This is a genomic window from Pseudomonas sp. MLB6B, assembly GCF_054508135.1.
Window position 1 is genome coordinate 710,581 of record NZ_CP199313.1, and the last position, 19,255, is coordinate 729,835.

At 66.0% G+C, this 19,255-nt stretch carries 17 protein-coding genes; 4 read left to right on the forward strand and 13 right to left on the reverse strand.

The features are described from left to right. Positions 1–32 precede the first annotated feature (32 nt). Positions 33–1,010 carry an RHS repeat-associated core domain-containing protein gene (locus tag ACSMEV_RS03015; RefSeq protein WP_459207193.1) on the forward strand — a complete coding sequence of 326 codons (978 nt, stop codon included), beginning with the start codon at positions 33–35 and terminating at the stop codon, positions 1,008–1,010. Positions 1,011–1,412: 402 nt separating this feature from the next. On the opposite strand, the gene ACSMEV_RS03020 is transcribed toward ACSMEV_RS03015, so the two are convergent. From ACSMEV_RS03020 to ACSMEV_RS03045, 6 genes are all read right to left on the reverse strand, one after another. After that, complete coding sequence (locus tag ACSMEV_RS03020; protein ID WP_459207194.1) at positions 1,413–2,852, reverse strand: efflux transporter outer membrane subunit; 1,440 nt, start codon at positions 2,850–2,852, stop codon at positions 1,413–1,415. Then, positions 2,849–3,724 carry an efflux RND transporter periplasmic adaptor subunit gene (locus tag ACSMEV_RS03025; protein ID WP_459207195.1) on the reverse strand — a complete coding sequence of 292 codons (876 nt, stop codon included), beginning with the start codon at positions 3,722–3,724 and terminating at the stop codon, positions 2,849–2,851. The genes ACSMEV_RS03020 and ACSMEV_RS03025 overlap by 4 nt, the downstream gene beginning before the upstream one ends. Then, positions 3,721–3,933: a DUF1656 domain-containing protein gene (locus tag ACSMEV_RS03030; protein ID WP_296266823.1), complete on the reverse strand. Its 213-nt coding sequence runs from the start codon at positions 3,931–3,933 to the stop codon at positions 3,721–3,723. The genes ACSMEV_RS03025 and ACSMEV_RS03030 overlap by 4 nt, the downstream gene beginning before the upstream one ends. After that, positions 3,930–6,017, reverse strand: a complete 2,088-nt coding sequence (locus ACSMEV_RS03035; protein WP_459207196.1) for an FUSC family protein — start codon at positions 6,015–6,017, stop codon at positions 3,930–3,932. The genes ACSMEV_RS03030 and ACSMEV_RS03035 overlap by 4 nt, the downstream gene beginning before the upstream one ends. Further along, positions 6,014–6,451: a MarR family winged helix-turn-helix transcriptional regulator gene (locus ACSMEV_RS03040; protein WP_459207197.1), complete on the reverse strand. Its 438-nt coding sequence runs from the start codon at positions 6,449–6,451 to the stop codon at positions 6,014–6,016. The genes ACSMEV_RS03035 and ACSMEV_RS03040 overlap by 4 nt, the downstream gene beginning before the upstream one ends. Positions 6,452–6,728: 277 nt before the next feature. Further along, positions 6,729–7,529 carry a tetratricopeptide repeat protein gene (locus ACSMEV_RS03045; RefSeq protein WP_459207198.1) on the reverse strand — a complete coding sequence of 267 codons (801 nt, stop codon included), beginning with the start codon at positions 7,527–7,529 and terminating at the stop codon, positions 6,729–6,731. 212 nt (positions 7,530–7,741) lie between these two features. On the opposite strand from ACSMEV_RS03045, the gene ACSMEV_RS03050 reads away from it, so the two are divergent. Next, entirely contained in the window at positions 7,742–8,299 is a 558-nt protein-coding gene (locus ACSMEV_RS03050) for a WCX domain-containing protein (RefSeq protein ID WP_459207199.1), read from the forward strand. 25 nt (positions 8,300–8,324) lie between these two features. On the opposite strand, the gene ACSMEV_RS03055 is transcribed toward ACSMEV_RS03050, so the two are convergent. The 7 genes from ACSMEV_RS03055 to amaB all read right to left on the reverse strand — a co-directional run bounded on the left by ACSMEV_RS03055 (position 8,325) and on the right by amaB (position 16,469). Further along, on the reverse strand, positions 8,325–9,188 hold the full coding sequence (locus ACSMEV_RS03055) for an ABC transporter permease (protein ID WP_459207200.1): 864 nt from the start codon (positions 9,186–9,188) through the stop codon (positions 8,325–8,327). 84 nt (positions 9,189–9,272) lie between these two features. Then, a complete protein-coding gene (locus ACSMEV_RS03060; protein ID WP_314491149.1) occupies positions 9,273–10,136 on the reverse strand; it encodes an ABC transporter ATP-binding protein in 864 nt (287 codons plus the stop codon). 6 nt (positions 10,137–10,142) lie between these two features. After that, on the reverse strand, positions 10,143–11,162 hold the full coding sequence (locus ACSMEV_RS03065) for an ABC transporter substrate-binding protein (RefSeq protein ID WP_459207201.1): 1,020 nt from the start codon (positions 11,160–11,162) through the stop codon (positions 10,143–10,145). A 17-nt stretch (positions 11,163–11,179) separates the two neighbouring features. Then, positions 11,180–12,079 (reverse strand): TauD/TfdA dioxygenase family protein, encoded by a 900-nt coding sequence (locus tag ACSMEV_RS03070; RefSeq protein WP_459207202.1) that lies wholly within the window; start codon positions 12,077–12,079, stop codon positions 11,180–11,182. A gap of 272 nt (positions 12,080–12,351) precedes the next feature. Further along, positions 12,352–13,209, reverse strand: coding sequence for an alpha/beta fold hydrolase (locus tag ACSMEV_RS03075; RefSeq protein WP_459207203.1), 858 nt, complete (start codon positions 13,207–13,209; stop codon positions 12,352–12,354). A 186-nt stretch (positions 13,210–13,395) separates the two neighbouring features. After that, positions 13,396–14,682 carry an L-pipecolate oxidase gene (amaA, locus tag ACSMEV_RS03080; protein ID WP_459207204.1) on the reverse strand — a complete coding sequence of 429 codons (1,287 nt, stop codon included), beginning with the start codon at positions 14,680–14,682 and terminating at the stop codon, positions 13,396–13,398. Between the two features lie 296 nt (positions 14,683–14,978). After that, positions 14,979–16,469: an L-piperidine-6-carboxylate dehydrogenase gene (gene amaB, locus ACSMEV_RS03085; RefSeq protein ID WP_459207205.1), complete on the reverse strand. Its 1,491-nt coding sequence runs from the start codon at positions 16,467–16,469 to the stop codon at positions 14,979–14,981. Between the two features lie 126 nt (positions 16,470–16,595). Between amaB and ACSMEV_RS03090 the strand changes: the two genes are divergently transcribed. Both ACSMEV_RS03090 and hglS read left to right on the forward strand, forming a co-directional pair. Further along, entirely contained in the window at positions 16,596–17,486 is an 891-nt protein-coding gene (locus ACSMEV_RS03090; protein WP_459207206.1) for a LysR family transcriptional regulator, read from the forward strand. A gap of 319 nt (positions 17,487–17,805) precedes the next feature. Then, a complete protein-coding gene (gene hglS, locus ACSMEV_RS03095; RefSeq protein ID WP_459207207.1) occupies positions 17,806–19,197 on the forward strand; it encodes a 2-oxoadipate dioxygenase/decarboxylase HglS in 1,392 nt (463 codons plus the stop codon). Positions 19,198–19,255 lie beyond the last annotated feature (58 nt).

A 19,255-nucleotide genomic window follows, 5' to 3' on the forward strand; every position in this document is an offset into this window, starting at 1 on the left:
GAATCGGATACCCATGGCGTCAGGAAAATTCGATGACACAGTCAAAAAAAACGTATTTATTTTACGAAGGTGGTCTGCTGAAGACAGGCCTGAGCGGCCTATCCTACCGGGGCATATTTCGCCACCAGACCCAGTTGTTGGCAGAGCTTTCCATTACCGACAAAGCCCAGATTCTGCTGCCATTAGTTGATCAAAAGAATTCGGTCGAGGGCGCGCATATTGACTCAACCACGCGCGCGTTCGCCTACACGCCCTTTGGCCACAATCCAGAAACCCCAAAAGATACTTTGCTTGCCTTTAATGGAGAACCGTGCGAGCGCTTTTCTCAATTGTATCTGCTAGGCCAGGGGTATCGGGCTTTCAACACGCGCGTCATGCGCTTCCACTCCCCGGACAGTTTGAGTCCGTTCGCACCGTATTGCATGAACAGCTATGCGTATTGCCTGGGTGACCCTATAAACTTTTCAGATCCATCCGGGCATATGCCGAAGGCAATAAAAAGCCGGGCTTCAAAATATGGAAAAAATTCAACAAACCTCACACATCCATCCGGACCTAAAAGTCCAACAAGCCCCGCAAGTCCATCAAGCCCTCTAAACTTAACGATGCCCAAACCTCCATCAAGCCCTCAAAACTTAACGACGCCCAAACCTCCATCAGGCCCTCTAGACTTAACGGTGCCCCGACGTCCCGCGACCACCATAGATGAGACAAATCTTAGAGAAGTTCTCTACAAGCTTGCAGACAAAGAATTTGTGCACCCCCGGGACCCAAATAAATTTGCTACTCTAAAGGGTGCCCGTCTTTTTTCCGACAGAGATGAATATTCAGATCCAACACTCCGAGTCAAGCAAAAACGACCTGTGGTCTCCTCAGACCCGCTAAAATACGGCCTCATTGAAGGGAGGTCTGACAGAACACCTGAACCGTTGTCAGAGGTTCAAGGCTCCGCTTTTTTCAATGTTCTCATTGCAATGTCCGAAAGTGTCTTGCGCACCCGCAAGTCATGACAGGCACGTAAGTTCCTCTCGATGATGTTCACTCCCAGGGCAGGCTATTTGTCCGAACCGCGTAAGCGTCTGATAGACCGGGTGAGCCGTGTGATGTGAGTATTTCTGTGGCTCTATCGATTGCATATATGGACCAAAATTCCCCTGTCCAGCACGATTTGACGGTCTTGGCCACACGGCTGGCACTCTTCCGATGGTCTGGCCCATTGGAAGAATGCGCTAGTGACTGGCATCTTCACGGTGGGATCGTAGTGCCTGTTTCACCACCGCTCGTACGGGTGCGTCGGTTATGCTGCAACGCCCACTTGAACGACTTCCGCAAGATACGACGCTGTTTTTACGGAAAAGAAAACGATTGGCGTCAGCGCTTCACGTGGAGCCGCCCACTACCCACGTTGAATTCTATTCTTTCTCTGGTGCTTCCGTTCCATCCTGCGCGTGCTCCCACCCCCCACCCAACGCCAAAAACACCCCTACCTGCCCCATCGCCACCTGCGCATCCGCCGCCGCCAACTGCGCGCGCATGTCGGTGTAGGTGCGCGTCGCCTGCAAATCCGCCAGGAACGACGCCCGCCCCGCTTCGTAGAACCGGTGCGTCTGGTCCGCCGCATCCTTGGCTGAGCGTTCGGCATCCCTCAACGCCTCGCGCCGTTCCAGCAAGGCGCTGTACTGCGCCAGGCGGGTCTGGGTTTCGCGGATGGCGTTGAGCACCACGCCGTCGAAGTGGGCCAGCGCGCCCTGGGTCGAGGCTTCGGCTTCGCGGATGCGGGCGCGGGTGGTGTTGGTGGGAATCGTCCAGCTCATTTGCGGGCCGAAGCCCCAGCGGTTGGTCGAAGGTTTGCCGAGGTTCTCGACCAGGCCGATGGTGCCGATCTGCGCACCGAAGCTGATGTCCGGGTACAGCGCCCCCGTGGCGACGCCGATGTTGGCCGTCGCCGCCGCCAGTTGGCGTTCGGCCTGGCGCACGTCGGGGCGGCGCTTGAGCAGCGCGGCGCCGTCGCCGACCGGAATCAGCTGCGCCAGATGCGGCAGCTCGGCGCACTCGGCGACGCCGGCCGGCAATTGCTCGACCGGCTTGGCCAGCAGCGCCGCCAGGGTGTACAACCCGGCCTCGCGCTCGGCCTTGAAGCGCGGCAGCTCGGCGCGCAGCGACTTGAACTGGGTCTGCGAACGGGTGACCTGGGTTTCGTCTCCGCGCCCGGCGTCGCGCAGGCGCTGGTTGAGCTGCACGCTCTGCTCCTGCAAGTCCAGCGACTCGCGGGCGATGTGGTACTCCTCGTTGGCCGAGCACACTTGCGTGTAGGCCTTGACCACGTCGGCCACCAGGGTGATGCGCGCCGTGTCGGCAGCGGCCTGCACCGCATCGGCGTTGGCTTTGGCCGCTTCGGTGCCGCGTTTGAAGGTGCCCCACAGGTCGAACTGGTAAGACGCGCTGATCACGGCGTCGGCGACGTTGCCGACCGGTACCTTTTCCGGCTGCAGGAAGGCCTCGCCCGACTCCTGCAAACGCTGCGCGCCCAGCTTCACTCCGCCTTCGAAACCGCCGCGGCCTTGCGCCACCTCCACCTGGGCACGCGCCTTGGCGATGTTCGCCGCGGCCACGCGCAGGTCGGTGTTGGCGGCCAGAGCCTGCTGCACCAGCGCATTCAGTTGGCGGTCCTGATACAGCCGCCACCAGTCTTGCGGCACCGGCGCCGAAACCACGCTGTCGGCGTCCTGGCGCAGCGGCCCGTTGAGGTCGCCGCGCTGCACGGCAGCCTCCTTGGGCAATTCGTAATCCGGGCCGACCGTGGCACAGGCCGCCAGCGAGGCGGTCAGGCCCAACACGATCCATTGCTTCATGGCCGCTGCCCCTCGACGATCGATACGGTAGCGGTGCGCCCGGCGATCATGCGGAAGTCCGCCGGCACTTCGTCGAAGGCGATGCGCACCGGAATGCGCTGGGCCAGGCGTACCCAGCTGAACGCCGGGTTGACGTTGGGCAAGAGGTTGGCGCCACTGCTGCGGTCGCGGTCTTCGATTCCGGCGGCCAGGCTCTGCACATGGCCGCGCAGGGGCGTGGCGTCGCCCATCACGCGGATGTCCACGGCATCGCCGACGCGGATGCCGCTCAATTTGGTTTCCTCGAAGTAGCCATCGACGTGGTAGGAGGCGCTGTCGACCACCGCCAGCACCGCGCGGCCGGCGGTGACGAACTCGTGGGCACGCGGTGCGCGGTCGTTCAGGTAGCCGTCGACCGGGCTGCGGATCACTGAACGGTCGAGGTTGAGCTGCGCCGCATCGACCGCCACCTGCGCTTCGTTGACCGCCGAGCGGGCGCGGGCCTCGCGCGACTGGCTCTCTTCGAGCTGTTCGGCGGCGACCAGGTTGCCCAGCTTGCGGTTGCGGCGGGTTTCGCGCGCGGCCTGGGCCAGGGTCTCCTGGCGCTCGCCGAGGGTCGCCTGGGCCTGGCGCAGGGCCAGGCGGAAGCGATCCTGGTCGATGGTGAACAGCACGTCGCCGCGTTTGATCACCTGGTTGTCGCGCACCTCGACCTTCTGGATCAGGCCGGACACGTCCGGGGCGATCTGGATCACGTCGGCGCGGATGTGCCCGTCGCGGGTCCAGGGGGCGAACAGGTAGTAGTTCACCATCTGCCACACGAGCACGGCGGCGAAGCTCACGACCAGCAAGGTCAGGACCACACGGCCCAGGGTCAGCATTGGTTTTTTCATGGCAGCATCAGGCTTCGGCAAAAGTGGTCGACCGCGCTCAACAGCACGGCGTACAGGGCAACGTTGAACAGCGCCCGGTGCCAGACCAGGCGGTAGAAATGCACACGTACCAGCAGCGCGTGCAACCCGAGAAACAGCACGTAGGTGAACACCATCATCACCAGCAGCGTGGGCAGGAACACCCCGCTGACATCGACATCACCGATCACAGTGGCGCTCCATCCAGGCCAGAGGGCAGTTCCAGCGGTTCACTGGGCTCGAGGGTCACTTCCACGCCAGGCAGCAAGGCCAAGCGCAACCCGCTCAGGGCATACAGCAAGTGCGCACGGGCTTCGCCACGCTCGTCGCCCGGTTCCAGCACCAGGCGCTGGCGCGCGCGCTCCATGTTGCGCAGCAGAGCGGGTGAAGCATGCAGACGCTCGCCGGCACGTAGGCAGGCGGCGTAATGGCCGCCCACTTCTTCGATGACCGTCAGCAGGCGCTCGCGCGAGTCCGGGCCGACCCGTGGCAGGTAGGCTTGCAGGTCGAGCAGGTTCAGCCCCACGCGCAGGTCGCGTAGCGCCACGCCCGTGTCCTGGCCGGTCTGCGACAGGCGCGGCAAGTGCTGCATCAAGCGGTCGAGCATCTGCACGCCGACCTTGCGTTGCTCGGCCAGGGTGGCGGGCACGGTCATTTCGACGATGTCGCGCCAGGCGAAGCGGGTCATGCGCTTGGCCGCCAGCTCCACGCCGAAGGGGCGTAGCACCAACGTCCAGATGAAGGCGAACAGCAGCCCCACGGGGCCGGCCAGGTTGGCGTTGACGAAGGCCAGGAAATCCGCGTCGTAGGCGCCCTGGATGCTGATGAAGGTGGAGGTGTTGACGATGGTCAGCAGCGTGCCCAGGTAAAAGCGCGGTTGCACGGTCAGGGTGCCGACGCAGATGAACGGCACGGCGAAGGCCAGCACCAGCATGGGGAAGTCGTGCAGGTTCGGCAGCACCAGGAACAGGTACAGGCTGGAGAAGATCACCGACATCATCGTCCAGAAGAAGAACCGGTAGATCTGCGGTGCCGGGTCGTCCATGGCGGCGAAGAAACTGCACGCCACAGCGGCGAGGATCACCGCGCTGGCGCCGTCGTGCCAGCTCAGGCCGATCCACAGGCCGCAGGCCACCAGGATCGCGCTGAAGGTAGAGAACACCGAATAGAACATCAGCCCGCGGTCGAAGAAGGGCGTCAGACGGGCCAGGCGCCAATGGCGGTAGACCGCGCGCCAGGGTGTGGCGTCGTCCTGGCGCAAGGCGTGTTGTAGGGTGCAGCAGTCTTGCCAGAGGTCGACCCACTCGCCCAGGCGGTACAGGGCGTTGGACAGCAGCAGTTGGTCGCGCTGGGCCAAGGCCTGGGGTTCCGGCTGCAGTTGTGCAAGGGTGGCGTGCAAGTCCTTCCAGCGCGCCAGCGAGGGCCGCTCGGCGCTGGCCTGCAACCACTCGCGGGCCTGCGCCAGCGCCGGCAGCAGTTCGACGAAACGTGCCGGCGCGCGGCTTTCCAGGGCGAGCAAGGCGTCGTCCAGGGCGTCGATCACCGGCAGCAGGTGGATCATGCGCCCGCGCAGTTCGCGCACGTTCTTCAGCAGATGCGGGCCGGCGCCTTCGTGGCCAAGCTGGCCGATCATCACTTCCAGGCTATTGAACGTGGCGACCATGGTCGCGCGCCTGCCGGCCGCCTGTTCGCCGTCGGTATCGCGGGCCAGGTAGTGGTCGCTGTAGCGCTTGGCCTCGGTGAACCAGTTGCCGGTCGAACCGACCACCACCGGCGCCAGGCGCCGCGGCCAGAAGATCGCCCCGACCACGGCGGCGCAGACGATCCCCAGGCAGATCTCCTGGGCCCGCGACGAGGCCACGTCGAACACCGCAGTGGGGTTGTCGACCACCACCAGGGCGATCATCGGCAGGGTGTAGCCGGCCAGCATGAACACATAGCTGTTGGCGGTGCGCAGGTTGAGCGAGAGATACAGCAAGGTGCCGGTCCATAGCGCCACGGCCGCGCTCAGCAGCAACGGCGACTGCACCAGCGGCGGCACCAGGAAGATCGCCCCGCCCGCGCCGAGCAACGTGCCCAGGGCGCGGTACAGCGCCTTGGAACTGGTCGGCCCGACGAAGGGGCTGGAGACGATGTACACCGTGGCCATCGCCCAATAGGGCCGTGGCAACTGCATGAGCAAGGCGATGTACAGGGCGATCATGGATGCGGCGAAGGTGCGTACGCCGTAGAACCAGTCGCGGGCCGGTGGGACCGAGCTGAAGAAATCCTTCACAGCGCGCCTCCCGCGGTCTCGAAGGCATGCAGCACACGCAGGGTGGCTTCCAGGTCGGCCTGGTCGACGTCCTTGAGCGCGGCGCGGCGCAGGCGCACCAGTTCCTGCTCGATGGATTCGGCCAAGGTGCGACCGCTGGCGGTCAGGCTCAGGGCTTTGGCACGGCGGTCGTGGGGGTCGGCGCTGCGGCGGACCAAGCCGGCATTGCACAGCTGGTCGAGCAGGCGCACCAGGGAGGGGCCTTCGAGGCCGGCGGCCTGGGCCACGGCCACTTGGTGCACACCGTCGCCCAGGCGCACGATCATCAGCAATGGCATGGCGCAGGCTTCGGAAATGCCGTAGCCAGTCAACGCGCTGTGGCACAGCCGTCGCCACTGGCGGGCGGCGACGACCATGCGGCTGCTGACATTGAGACGCAGGGAATCAAGATTCATTGGAATAGGGTTTAATTCATAGTTTGCTAACTATTAATATACGCCTGCCCGTCCCCCTGCCGTCAACCGTTGACGGCTGGATAGCGAGGCGCAGGCGTTGCGTCGTCGAAGGATGAGAGGTCGGAACGAGGGTGTGGGTTCAGGCGAAATGAGGGGCTTTGCGGGGTGCCCGTAGGCACTGGGTCAGCATCGTGTTGCTGTCGAGTTGGCGCGCTGGCCGTCTGCCTCGCTTTGTCGGCGCCAAGACTCAAGAGGCTTTGTCTAGACGGTCGCGCCCTTACCCTTCCACCTGATCCTCGACCGCCCAGCCTCTGGCCTGGCGCCTGCCCAACTCGATCGCGCGCGCCCGCCAATGCTCGGACCGCGCCGGATTGTCGCGGCTGAAATACAGCGCCAGTTCCTCGGCCGCCTGCACCACCCCCGCCGTGCTGGCCAGCTCCAGCCAGTGCAGCGCAGCCGGCGTATCGACCTCGACCTGCACGCCGTGCAGCAACCGGTAGCCCACCTCGAAACGGCAACGCGCATCGCCCTGCTCGGCCCCGCGCAGGAACCACCGGTAGGCGGCCGGCAGGTCGACGCTCCACGCCTGGTCGCCGTCGCACACCTCTTCTTCGTAGAGATCGCCCAAGGCTGCGGCGGCGTGGGTCATGCCGCATGCGAAGGCATGCTGGTAACAGCCGACGGCATTGGCATAGGAAATGTCCAAGCCTTTGCCGAAGTAATGCTGCTGGCCCAGGTTGAACCAGGCGGTGGCACAGCCTTGCAGCGCCGCCATGCGCAGCAGGTGGTTGGCCAGCAAGGGGTCGGCGCGCCAGTACTTGCCGTTGAGCCAAGCCCAGCCCAGGTCGTTGAGCGCCGCCACGTCCCCTTGCAGGGCGGCATGGCGCAGGTCGCGGTACAGCGCCTGGGGCTCGGCGCCCTCGTCGAGCCGCCGTACCCGCGCGCAGCGCACACCCTCGACCGGCAGCCCGACGCCGGCGAACAAGGGCGAGCGACGGCCCAAGCGCGGCGTCATCGGGCTGATGGACAACGGCAGCAAGCGTTCGAGCAGCGAATGGATATTGCTGGCAGGTGACATGTTCATCCCCGTTGAACAGACCGCGACGCAACCCCGACCTCGACTGCGATGGTCACTGATTCTTGCGCGACGCCGCGACGAAACCTGTCGCGGACGAACCCTGTGCAGGCAACCAAATGGCGGTTACTTGATCTGAGCGAGACGTGGCTAATTGCCATGCCTTCCCGCTGCCGCCATGCTAATGCGGCAAGCCTAGACAAGGACGTTCCAATTTGCCGTTCGCCACGACCCGCGCCACCCTCAGCCGCCAATGGGCGCTGCTGCGACAGTTGCCGAGCCGCTCGCCGGGCATCACCAGCGCCGAACTGGTCGAGAGCCTGCGCGACGTGGGGTTCAACGTCAGCAAGCGCACCGTCGAGCGCGACCTCAACGAGCTGTCGCTGATTTTCCCGCTCGAGCGCAACGACAAGAGCATCCCGTTCGGCTGGCACTGGTCGGCCACGGCGGGCAGCGAGTTGCGCGGCAGCTTCGACCTGCAAGGCCATCTGCGTACCGATGCCCTGCAGGCCAGCGCCGAACCAGGCCTGGCGCTGCAAGCCTGGATCAGCGACGCCCTGGCCCGGCAACTGCGCCAGGCGCCGTTGAGCGCCGACATGCGGCTCACCGCCCTGGACAACGGCCATCGCCTGCGCGCCACGGTCAGCGACGGCCTGCCCCTGCGCTGGTGGTTGTTGAGCCAGGGCGAAGGGCTGCTGGTGGAGCAGCCGCTCAGCCTGCGCCAGGAAATCGCCCGCACCTTGAGCAGCGCGGCGGCGCGTTACCTGGTGTGAAGGCCCGTACGGCCGGGACGCCCGCTTAGCGCTGCATGCCCCAGCGTCGCACGGTCCAGCGTTCGAGGGTATTGAACACCAGCCCTTCGACCAGCAAGCCAATGAGGATCACCACCGCCAGGCCCGCGAACACCTTGTCGGTGTACAGCTCGTTGCGGTTCTGGAACACGTACCAGCCCAGCCCGCCCTTGCCGCTGCTGGCGCCGAACACCAGTTCGGCAGCGATCAGCGTGCGCCAGGCGAAGGCCCAGCCGATCTTGAGCCCCGACAGGATCGACGGCAGCGCCGCCGGCACCAGCACGTACAGCACTAGACGCAGACCGCGCAGGCCGTAATTGCGCCCAGCCATGCGCAAGGTCTCCGACACGCCGAGAAAGCCTGCGTAGGTATTGAGCGCCAGCGCCCACAGCACCGAATGCACAAGCACGAAGATCAGGCTGCCGTCGCCCAGGCCGAACCACAGCAGCGCCAGGGGCAGCAGGGCGATGGCCGGCAAGGGGTTGAACATCGAGGTCAGGGTGCCGAGCAGGTCGCGGCCCACCTGGGTGGACACCGCCAGGCTGGTCAGGCCGAAGGCCAGCACGATGCCGATCAGGTAGCCCTTGAGCAGCACCACCAGCGACACCGCCACCTTGGCCGGCAGCTCGCCGCTGAGCATGCCGTCCCAGAACGCCGCCAGGGTTTGCAGGAAGCTGGGCAGCAGCAGGTCGTTGTCGGTATAGCGGGCGGCGATCTCCCACAGCAGCGCCAACAGCGCCAGGATCACCGCCTTGCGCAGCCAGCCGTGTTGCCACAGGCGCTGGGCGAAAGGCAGCGGCCGCTCCAAGGGCACGCTGTGCAGCGGCTCCAGAACGTTCTCGAATTCAGGGCGCACGGGTGTGGTGGTCATGTCCGCTGCCCCTTGAGCGATGCGCTGGTCAGACGGCGCAACGGGTCGACTGCATGCAGTGTGGTGGTCATCTTCAGGCTCTCGTCAGTAAGCGATGCGCACGTCGTTGAAACCCAGGCCCGCAGCCGCCTCGGGCGCCTCGCCCTCGTCGAACAGCAATCGGTGGATCTTGCGCGCGCTGGCCTGGAAATCCGCCGCGCCCAGGCTGCCCTGGTGATATTGGTGGCTGTGCACTTCGGCGCGCACCCGTCCAGGGTGGGGCGAAAGCAGCAGGATGCGGTTGCCCACCACCAGCGCCTCCTCGATGGAGTGGGTGACGAACAGCAAGGTGAAACGCACCTCCTCCCACAACAGCAGCAACTCTTCCTGCATCTTGCGTCGGGTAAGGGCGTCGAGCGCGGCGAACGGCTCGTCCATCAACAGCACCTTGGGTTGAGTGGCCAAGGCCCGGGCGATCGCCACCCGCGCCTTCATGCCGCCCGACAGCGTGTGCGGGTAGGCGTCGGCGAAGGCCGCCAAGCCCACCTTGTCGAGGTAATGCAAGGCACGTTCTTCGGCCTCGGCGCGCGACAGCCGCCCGGCGATGCGCAGCGGGAACATCACGTTCTGCTTGACCGTCTGCCAGGGCGGCAACTGGTCGAACTCCTGAAACACCACGATGCGGTCCGGCCCCGGGCCGCGCACCGGTTCGCCCTGCAAGAGGATCTGCCCTTGCTGCGGCGCGATGAAACCGGCCACCGCCTTGAGCAGGGTCGACTTGCCGCAGCCGGACGGCCCGAGCAACACGAAGCGGTCGGCCTGGTCGACTTCGAAGCTGACCTGGTGCGTGGCGCGTACCACGCGCTGCCCGGTGCGGTATTCGAGGCTGAGGTTGTCCACCGCCAGCAACGGCGGTGTCGAGCGATGCTCCTGCGTGCTGGCCACGTGGCCTGGCAACGGCGCGTTCATGTGCGGTCAGCTCCCTTGCAGGGGTTGGGGGTCTTGGAAGAAGTAGTCCTTCCACGACTCGGGTTTGTGCTTGAGAGCGCCGATGCGGTACATGAACTCGGCCAGCGGGTAGGTGTTCTTCGGCGTGATGGTGAATTCGTACTTGGGGTTGTCGATCAGGCGGATCAGCGTGTCGCGGTCGATCTTGGCCTTGGTCACGCGGATGTAGGTGTCGGCCGCAGCGGCCTTGTCGTTCTGCGCGAAGCTCGCGGCTTCGGCCAGGGCCTGGACGAAGGCGTGGTAGGTCTTGGGGTTGTCCTTGCGGAATTTTTCGGTGGCGAACAGCAGGGTCGGCGAGTTGGGGCCGAGCAGGTCGTAGCTGTCGAGGACCACGTGCACGTTGGGGTTGGCCAGGGCCTGGTCCTGGAACGGCGGGTTGGAGAAGTGCCCGTTCAGCTCGGTGCCGCCGGCCAGCAGCGCGGCGGTGGCGTCGGGGTGCGGCACGGCCAGGGTGTAGGCGTCGAGCCGGGCGTAGTCCTTGTCGCCCCACTGCTTGGCGGCGGCGTATTGCAGGAAGCGCGACTGTACCGACACGCCCACCGCCGGCACTGCGATGCGGTCCTTGGCGGTGAAGTCGGCGATGGTCTTGACCGCAGGGTTGCTGCTCAGCAGGTAGTACGGGAAATTGCCGAGCGAGGCCACGGCCTTGACGTTCTGCCGGCCCTTGGTGCGGTCCCACACGGTCAGCAGCGGCCCGACGCCGGCGCCGGCGATGTCCACCGAGCCGGACAGCAAGGCGTCGTTGACCGCCGAGCCACCGGAGAGCTGCGTCCAGTCGACCTCGATGTCCAGGCCCTCGGCCTTGCCGTACTTCTCGATCAGGTGCTGGTCGCGGACCACGTTGAGCAGCAGGTAGACGATGCCGAACTGCTCGGCGATGCGGATCTTGCCTTCGGCCTGGGCCACGGCAGGCGCGGCGAAGCTGCCGACGAGCAGGCTGGCGCCCAGGCCCAGGCTGGCCGCCAGGCGGGTGATGGAATGGCGCATGGTGAGAATCCTTGTCGTCAGAACGGGGCATCGCCCTGGATGGTGGTGCGGTAGAGCTTGCGCCGCAGGTGCGCGGGGCAGCCGGTGGCCAGGTGGATCAGCGAGCGGTTGTCCCAGAACACTAGATCGTGGGGCTGCCAGCGGTGGCGGTAGACGTTCTGCTCCAGCACGCTCAAGGCGTACAGCTGCTGCAGCACGTCGCGGCTCTCGTCGTCGGGCAGGCCAACGATGCGCGTGGTGAAGCCCTCGCTGACGAACAGCGCCTGGCGGCCGGTTTCCGGGTGGGTACGTACCACTGGGTGGATGACTTCCTGCACCTGCGCCAGCTGCTCGGCCGAAAGGGTCGGGCGCCAGTTGCCGGCGAAACGGTCTTCGGCATAGCGCGCGGTGTAGGAGTGCGCCGCCTCGCGGCCCTTGACCACCCGGCGCAGTGCGTCGGGCACCGCGTCCCAGGCTTTGTGCATGTCGGCGAACAAGGTGTCGCCGCCCTCGCTGGGCAGCTCCTGGGCGTGCAGCATCGAGCCCAGGCTCGGCAACGGCTTGTACGACAGGTCCGAGTGCCAGAACTTGCCGGCATCGCCCAGGCCGAGGTTGCGGCCGTCTTCGACGATGTTGGAGACGATGAGGATTTCCGGATGGTGGTCGAGCAGGAACTGCTTGAGCACGTGGATCTGCAGGGGGCCGAAGCGCCGGCTGAAGGCGATGTGCTGCTCGGGCGTGATGCGCTGGTCGCGCATGACCAGCACGGCGTGGTCCAAATGGGCACGGTGCAAGCGCTGGAAATCGGCGGCGTTGAGCGGCTGGCTCAGGTCCAGGCCGAGGACCTCGGCACCGACCGCACCGTCGAAGGGCACGATCTGGAAAGGTTGTGGTGGCGCACTGTCGACCGACAGCAGGGCACTCGAAGCGACGGACATGTTTTCACTCCCACGCAGCGCGCGACTTCAGGCGCGCATCGATCAAAAACGCACGGGGGCTTCCCGTGTGGGTTCTGGGTCGTGCGGCGCGCCGATTGGTCGACAGGTACGCAGTGGAGAGAATTTAGAGTAATAAGCGAGTTTATTTAAATATCTTTATGGAATATACATAGAGACGGGTTTCGTGTTCTTTGCAGGCCCATCCCCATCGCCTGGGGCCTGGCGTGGCGGCCGATGAGGCACTGCCACGCCGCACCTGCTTCACGCAGATATCAGTCCGACTCCCCTGCACCGCCCGCTGTGAACCGCACTTCGTTGGACAGGAACGCCAGCAGATCCTCGTTCAACTGCTGGGCATGGGTGACGGCAAAGCCATGGGGTGCGCCGGCATAGACCTTGAGCTGCGCGCCGCGAATCTGCTCGGCCGCCTGCTTGCCGGTGGTCTCGAACGGCACCACCTGGTCGGCGTCGCCGTGGATCACCAGCGTCGGCACCTCGATCTGCGTCAGGTCCTGGCGGAAGTCGGTCTGCGAGAAGGCCGTGACGCAGGCCAGGGTGGCGTGGATCGAACCCCGCAGCGCCATGTTGAGGGTCTGCGCCTTCACGCCATCGGACACGTGCTGGCCTTCGTTCAAGCCATAGAACTGGGTGGCGAAGTCGCTGATGAACTGGGCGCGGTCGGCGCGCACGCCGGCCTTGATGTCTTCGAACACCGCGTTCGCGACGCCTTCGGGATGATCGTCGGCCTGCCCCAGCATCGGCGTCACCGAGCCCAGCAGCACTAGCCCGGCGACGCGCTCGCCGCCCAGGCGGGCCACATAGCGGGCGACGTCGCCGCCACCCATGGAGAAGCCGACCAGGGTCACCTGGTGCAGGTCCAGGTGGTCGATCAGCTGGGCGATGTCGTCGGCCAGGGTGTCGTAGTCGTAGCCGTCCCACGGCTGGCTGGAACGGCCGAAACCGCGGCGGTCGAAGGCGATGGCGCGGTAGCCGCGGCTGGCCAGGAACTCCATCTGCGAATCCCACATGTCGGCGTCCAGCGGCCAGCCATGGCTGAACAACACGGGCTGGCCGCGGCCCCAGTCTTTGTAGTAGAGGGCGGCGCCGTCACGGGTCACGAGGGTGCTCATTGCGATGTCTCCAGGAACGTTGGCAGGTCTTGGTCTTGAGTTCGGGGGGTGACGAACGTTCAGATTGGCGACTGCCTGGCGCTCTATGCGTAGCGTGCAGGCGATGCTCGTTGGGCGTGGCAAAGGTCTTCACTCGGTTGACGCAACGCTTTTGTAGCGCGATGGTCAGGCTGTCTGGCCGGGTACCTAGAGCACCACCCGCAAACACTGCCCCGCGTGATATAGCGAAAACCCCGACTCGTAGAACGCCGTGCGCAGACCTGGCGTGCTGACCGGTTTGGCCGTGGAAAAGCCGACGGGCAGGCGCTCGGTTTCGCCGCTGAGCAGGAAATCGGCCAGGGCCTTGCCCACCACCGTGCCGGTGGTATTGCCGCGGCCGTTGTAACCGGTCACCGCCACCAGGCCGGGGGCCGGCTCGAACAGGCGCATGAGGTGGTCGGGGGTGAAGTCGATGCAGCCGGTCCAGTGCAGTTGCCAGTCGACCTTGCCCAGCGCCGGGAAGTAGTGGCGCTGGATGCGGTCGGCCCAGCGGCGGACGAACCAGGCCGGTTTGTTGTCGACCCGCCCGAGGCTGCCCAGCAACAGGCGGCCTTGGTCGTCGCGGCGGATGCTGCTGAGCACGGTGCGGGTGTCCCATGAGCCTTGCCCATGGGGCAGTACAGTGTCGGCGGCAGCGCCGTGCAGCGGCGCGGACGCCACCTGGTAGTAGTAGCCACGGAAGAACTGCTGGCGCAGCGCGTTCCAGTCGCCTTCGGTGTAGGCGCCGGTGGAGATCACCACCTGTTCGGCCTGCACCGAACCCGAGCCCGTCTGCACCTGCCAGTAGCCGTCAGAGCGGGTCAGGCGTTGTACGGGCGACTGCTGGAAAACCAGGCCGCCCAGGCGCGCCACTGCAGCGGCCAGGCCCTGGGTGTAGGCCATGGGGTTGATCGTGCCGGCGCGATGGTCGAGCAGCGCGGCGGCGATCTTGCCGGTACCGCAATATTCCTGGCAGCGCGCGCCGTCGAGCAGTTCGACCGGCGCACCGCGGCGCGTCCACTGGGCGTGGCGGGCCTGCAGGTCGGCGATGCCGGCGGGGTTGTGCGCCATGTGCAGCGTGCCTTTGTGCTGCGCCTGGCAGTCGATGCCCAAACGCTCGATGAGCGCGAAGACCTGCGCGGGCGCGTCGCCTAGTGCGGCGTTGAGGCGGCTGCCGGCCTGTTGGCCGAGGGTGGCTTCCACGTCGTCGGGGCGGATCCAGGTGCCGGCGTTGACCAGGCCGACATTGCGCCCTGAACCGCCATGGCCGATGGCGTGGCCTTCGAGCAGTACCACCGAGCGGCCCTGCTCGAGCAGGTGCAGCGCCGCCGACAGCCCGGTGATGCCGCCGCCGATCACGCAGATGTCGGCTTTGCGCTCGCCGGTTAGGTGCTGCACTGGCACGCGGGTGGGCGTGATGGATTCCCACAGACAGCCTTGACGCAATTGGGACATGGTCGGGCTCCAGCGATGTTGTTTTTATGGTGCGGTGGGGCGAGGCGTTGGGGCTTGGTGTATGGCACAGATTGCGTGGCGTCTGGATTAGGGCGTTGCCGCCCATCGCGGCTAATCGGGACGCCGAACCGGCCGCTCCCACAGTAAGAGCCCACCGCAGCTAAGGCCTACGTTTACTGAGGGAGCGGCCGGTTCGGCGCTCCGATCAGCCGCGATGGGCCGCGCAGCGGCCCCAAATGCTCACTTGCCTGACGCCAGGCATCACGCCGCTAACCCCTCGATACATGGCCCGCCACCTAGTCGAACACGATCCCCTGCGCCAACGGCAGATCGCGCGAATAATTCACGGTATTGGTCTGCCGACGCATGTAACCCTTCCACGCATCCGAGCCCGACTCACGCCCCCCACCGGTTTCCTTCTCGCCACCGAACGCCCCGCCGATCTCCGCGCCGCTGGTGCCGATGTTGACGTTGGCGATGCCGCAATCGCTGCCCGACGCGCTCTGGAAGCGCTCGGCCTCGCGCAGGTCGGTGGTGAAGATGCACGACGACAGCCCCTGCGGCACCTCGTTGTTCAGGCGCAGCGCCTCTTCGAAATCGTCGTAGGCCAGCACGTAGAGGATCGGCGCGAAGGTCTCGTGGCGCACCACCGCACTCTGCGCCGGCATCTCGACGATGGCCGGCGCCACGTAGTAGGCGTTCGGGTATCGCTCGGCCAATTGCCGGGCGCCACCGAAGACTTCGCCGCCCTCGTCGCGCGCCTGGGCCAACGCGCCCTGCATGGCCTCGAAAGACTGCCGGTCGATCAGCGGGCCGACCAGGTTGTCCTGGCGCGGGTCGCCGATGCGCACCTTGGCGTAGGCGGCCTTGAGGCGGGTCAGCACCTCGGCCTTGACCGAGCGATGCACGATCAGCCGGCGCAAGGTGGTGCAGCGCTGCCCGGCCGTGCCGACCGCCGAGAACAGGATGCCGCGCACGGCCAGGTCCAGGTCGGCGCTGGGCGCCAGGATCATCGCGTTGTTGCCGCCCAGCTCGAGGATGCTGCGGCCGAAACGCGCCGCCACCCGCGGCCCGACTTCACGCCCCATGCGCGTGCTGCCGGTGGCGCTGACCAGCGCCACCCGCGCATCGTCGACCAACGCTTCGCCGGCTTCGCGGCCGCCGATCACCACCTGCGCCAGGCCCTGGGGCGCGTCGCCGAAGGCGTTCAGCGCCTGTTCGAACAGCGCCTGGCAGGCCAGGGCGGTCAACGGGGTCTTCTCTGATGGCTTCCACACCACGGCATTGCCGGCCACCAGCGCCAGGGTGGTGTTCCACGCCCATACCGCCACCGGGAAGTTGAAGGCGCTGATCACCCCGACCACGCCCAGCGGATGCCAGGTTTCGCGCATGTGATGGCCCGGACGCTCTGAAGCGATGGTCAGGCCGTACAGTTGGCGCGACAGGCCGACGGCGAAGTCGCAGATGTCGATCATCTCCTGCACTTCGCCCAAGCCTTCCTGGGTGATCTTGCCAGCCTCGACCGACACCAGTTCGCCGAGGTCGGCCTTGTGCTTGCGCAGCACCTCGCCGAACAGCCGCACCAGCTCGCCGCGACGCGGCGCCGGCACGTCGCGCCAGGCTTCGAAGGCGCGCTGGGCATGGTCGATGGCCGCCGTGGTCTGCGCCTCGCCGGCCAGCTCGACCGAGGCGATGCGGCTGCCGTCGATGGGCGTGTGGACCGGGTGGCCACCGCGGCCATGGGCCTGTTCGGCGACGCCCAGACGCTTGAGCAGTGCTGCGACCATCGTGTTTCTCCTACATCGGTGGAATGTGATGGATTTCAGTATTCATCCGATCACATCGGTGCAACAAACGACCTTTACTCCGCTTATCATTCCGCCAACGACTGTTCTGCCTGCCAGAGACGCGCGATGTCCAAACGTTTGATGCCCACCATGGCCGCCCTGCAATGCTTCGAAGCCACGGCCCGCCACCTGAGCTTCACCCGCGCCGCCGACGAGCTGCACCTGACCCAGAGCGCGGTTAGCAAGCAGGTCGCGCACCTGGAAGAGATGCTCCACCATCGCCTGTTCCTGCGCATTCGCCGGCGCCTGCAACTGACCCCGGCCGGCAGCCTGTACCTGGCCGAGGTCAGCAAGATCCTGATCCAGGTGGACATGTCGAGCCGCTACGTCCTGACCTACGGCCAGCAGACCGAAGTGCTCAAGGTCGCGACCCAACCCAGCTTCGGCGTGCGCTGGCTGATCCCGCACCTCAAAGGCTTTGGCCGGCGACATCCGAACATCCACCTGGACATCCGCAACGAGATGGAGCCGTTCGCTCTGCTGCAAGGCGCAGCGGACGTGGTGTTCTTCTTCGGTCAAGGCAGTTGGCCGGGCGCCACCTGCCTGGAACTGTTCGGCGAAGAAGTGCTGCCGGTGTGCGCGCCGGAGCTGCTGGCAGGCGGCGCGATAGACAGCGTCGAGGCGCTGGCGCACTGCGTGCTGCTACAGAATGCCTCGCGGCCCGAGGCCTGGCACGAATGGTTTCAACAGCAGGGGGTGCAGGCGGTCAACAGTTATCAAGGGCCGCGCTTCGACACCTTCTACATGGCTCTGAGCGCCGCGCAATCGGGCTGCGGGGTGGCGCTGGTGCCGCGTTACCTGGCGGCCAAGGAGCTGGCCGAAGGCAGCCTGGTGGTCGCCTGGAATCACGCCATGCCCAGCAAAGGCGCGCATTACCTGGCCTACGCCGAGCATTCGGCGGAGGTGCCGAAGGTGTGGGCGTTGGTGGAGTGGGTGCAGGCGCAATTGGCCATATAGCCGCTCAAGACCGACTCGCGGCTGGGCTGGAACGCAGAACGTCGCTTCAACGCAAGAGTGGGCACCTCGTGGGAGCGGCTTCAGCCGCGATGGCCTGCGCAGCAGGCCCGCCCCAGCCAACGCGATCTACCAGGGAAACCATCTCGCCCGGATAGGGCCAATCCAAAGCGAAAGTCATCAGGTGAAAGCTGGACTGGGCACAGAGTAGCCACAGGATTCATAGAAGAGGGAATGAAAGGCACACTTTTTTTCGCTTGTAGGCACAGTGCATTCCCGGCTCTCATACACCTGCCCTTTCCGCCGACCCAGGACCCTTGCGATGGCCACCCAGGATTTCGTCAGCCCCGACCGGATCCGCGCGCAGTTCTCTGCCGCGATGTCGCTCATGTACAAACAAGAGGTGCCACTGTACGGCACGCTGCTGACGCTGGTGGGCGAGATCAACCGGCAGGTGCTGGCCGAACGGCCGGAGGTGGCGCACACCCTGCGCCAGACGGGTGAACTCGAGCGCCTCGACCAGGAACGCCATGGCGCCATCCGCGTCGGCACCGCCGAGGAACTGGCCACCCTCGCCCGGCTGTTCGCGGTGATGGGCATGCACCCGGTGGGCTACTACGACCTCAGTTCGGCCGGCGTGCCGGTGCATTCCACCGCGTTCCGGGCAGTGCACGAAGCGTCGCTGCGCATCAGCCCGTTCCGCGTGTTCACTTCGCTGCTGCGCCTGGAGCTGATCGACGACACCGCGCTGCGCAAACTGGCGCAAGGCCTGCTGGCCCAGCGCCAGATCTTCACCCCGGCCGCCCTTGCCCTGATCGAACGGTGCGAGCGCGACGGCGGGCTCAGTGCTGACGATGCCGAGCGTTTCGTTCAAGAAGCGCTGCATACGTTCCGCTGGCACCCCGAGGCCACCGTCACCGCCGCGCAGTACCGGCAGTTGCACGACCAGCACCGCCTGATCGCCGACGTGGTGGCCTTCAAAGGCCCGCACATCAACCACCTCACCCCACGCACGCTGGACATCGACGCCATCCAGGCCGGCATGCCGGCCAAGGGCATCGCGCCCAAGGCCGTGGTCGAAGGCCCGCCCGCCCGGCGCCACCCGATCCTGCTGCGCCAGACCAGCTTCAAGGCTTTGCAGGAGCAAGTCGCCTTCGTCGGCGACAGCGACATGGGCAGCCACACCGCGCGCTTCGGCGAGATCGAGCAGCGCGGCGCGGCGCTCACGGCCCATGGCCGCCGGCTCTACGACCGCCTGCTCGACGCCACCCGCGCAGCCCTCGGCGGCGTGCCGGCCGACGCCAATGCCGAACGCTACCGCACGCTGTTGGCCGAGACCTTCGCCGCCTTTCCGGACGACCTGAAGCAGATGCGCGAAGAGCACCTGGCCTACTTCCGCTATTTCCCCACCGAGCGCGGCCTGGCTGCGCGCAACGATCCCGGCCGGCCGCTGACCTGGGGGGCGCTGATCGCAGCGGGGCATGTGCAGGTCGAACCGCTGGTCTACGAAGACTTCCTGCCGGTCAGCGCGGCCGGCATCTTCCAGTCCAACCTGGGCGACGGCGCCCAGGCCGAATACGGCAGCAACGCCAACCGCGAGGCGTTCGAAGCCGCCTTGCAGATGCCCGTGCAGGACGAACTGGCGCTGTACGCGCAGAGCCAATACCGCTCCATGCAAGCCTGCGCAGCGGCGTTGGATCTGCCCAACCTGTAAATGATCCGGCCTGTGCCGGACGGGTTGGCGTTGTACGCGCGATGCAGTGCGGCCCACG

What these genes read in the sequence shown, in the direction of transcription:
- ACSMEV_RS03015 (WP_459207193.1), top strand. Translation starts at nt 33, where the DNA reads ATGACACAGTCAAAAAAAACGTATTTATTTTACGAAGGTGGTCTGCTG.
- ACSMEV_RS03020 (WP_459207194.1), bottom strand. Translation starts at nt 2,852, where the DNA reads ATGAAGCAATGGATCGTGTTGGGCCTGACCGCCTCGCTGGCGGCCTGT.
- ACSMEV_RS03025 (WP_459207195.1), bottom strand. Translation starts at nt 3,724, where the DNA reads ATGAAAAAACCAATGCTGACCCTGGGCCGTGTGGTCCTGACCTTGCTG.
- ACSMEV_RS03040 (WP_459207197.1), bottom strand. Translation starts at nt 6,451, where the DNA reads ATGAATCTTGATTCCCTGCGTCTCAATGTCAGCAGCCGCATGGTCGTC.
- ACSMEV_RS03045 (WP_459207198.1), bottom strand. Translation starts at nt 7,529, where the DNA reads ATGTCACCTGCCAGCAATATCCATTCGCTGCTCGAACGCTTGCTGCCG.
- ACSMEV_RS03055 (WP_459207200.1), bottom strand. Translation starts at nt 9,188, where the DNA reads ATGACCACCACACCCGTGCGCCCTGAATTCGAGAACGTTCTGGAGCCG.
- ACSMEV_RS03060 (WP_314491149.1), bottom strand. Translation starts at nt 10,136, where the DNA reads ATGAACGCGCCGTTGCCAGGCCACGTGGCCAGCACGCAGGAGCATCGC.
- ACSMEV_RS03065 (WP_459207201.1), bottom strand. Translation starts at nt 11,162, where the DNA reads ATGCGCCATTCCATCACCCGCCTGGCGGCCAGCCTGGGCCTGGGCGCC.
- ACSMEV_RS03070 (WP_459207202.1), bottom strand. Translation starts at nt 12,079, where the DNA reads ATGTCCGTCGCTTCGAGTGCCCTGCTGTCGGTCGACAGTGCGCCACCA.
- ACSMEV_RS03075 (WP_459207203.1), bottom strand. Translation starts at nt 13,209, where the DNA reads ATGAGCACCCTCGTGACCCGTGACGGCGCCGCCCTCTACTACAAAGAC.
- amaA (WP_459207204.1), bottom strand. Translation starts at nt 14,682, where the DNA reads ATGTCCCAATTGCGTCAAGGCTGTCTGTGGGAATCCATCACGCCCACC.
- amaB (WP_459207205.1), bottom strand. Translation starts at nt 16,469, where the DNA reads ATGGTCGCAGCACTGCTCAAGCGTCTGGGCGTCGCCGAACAGGCCCAT.
- ACSMEV_RS03090 (WP_459207206.1), top strand. Translation starts at nt 16,596, where the DNA reads ATGTCCAAACGTTTGATGCCCACCATGGCCGCCCTGCAATGCTTCGAA.
- hglS (WP_459207207.1), top strand. Translation starts at nt 17,806, where the DNA reads ATGGCCACCCAGGATTTCGTCAGCCCCGACCGGATCCGCGCGCAGTTC.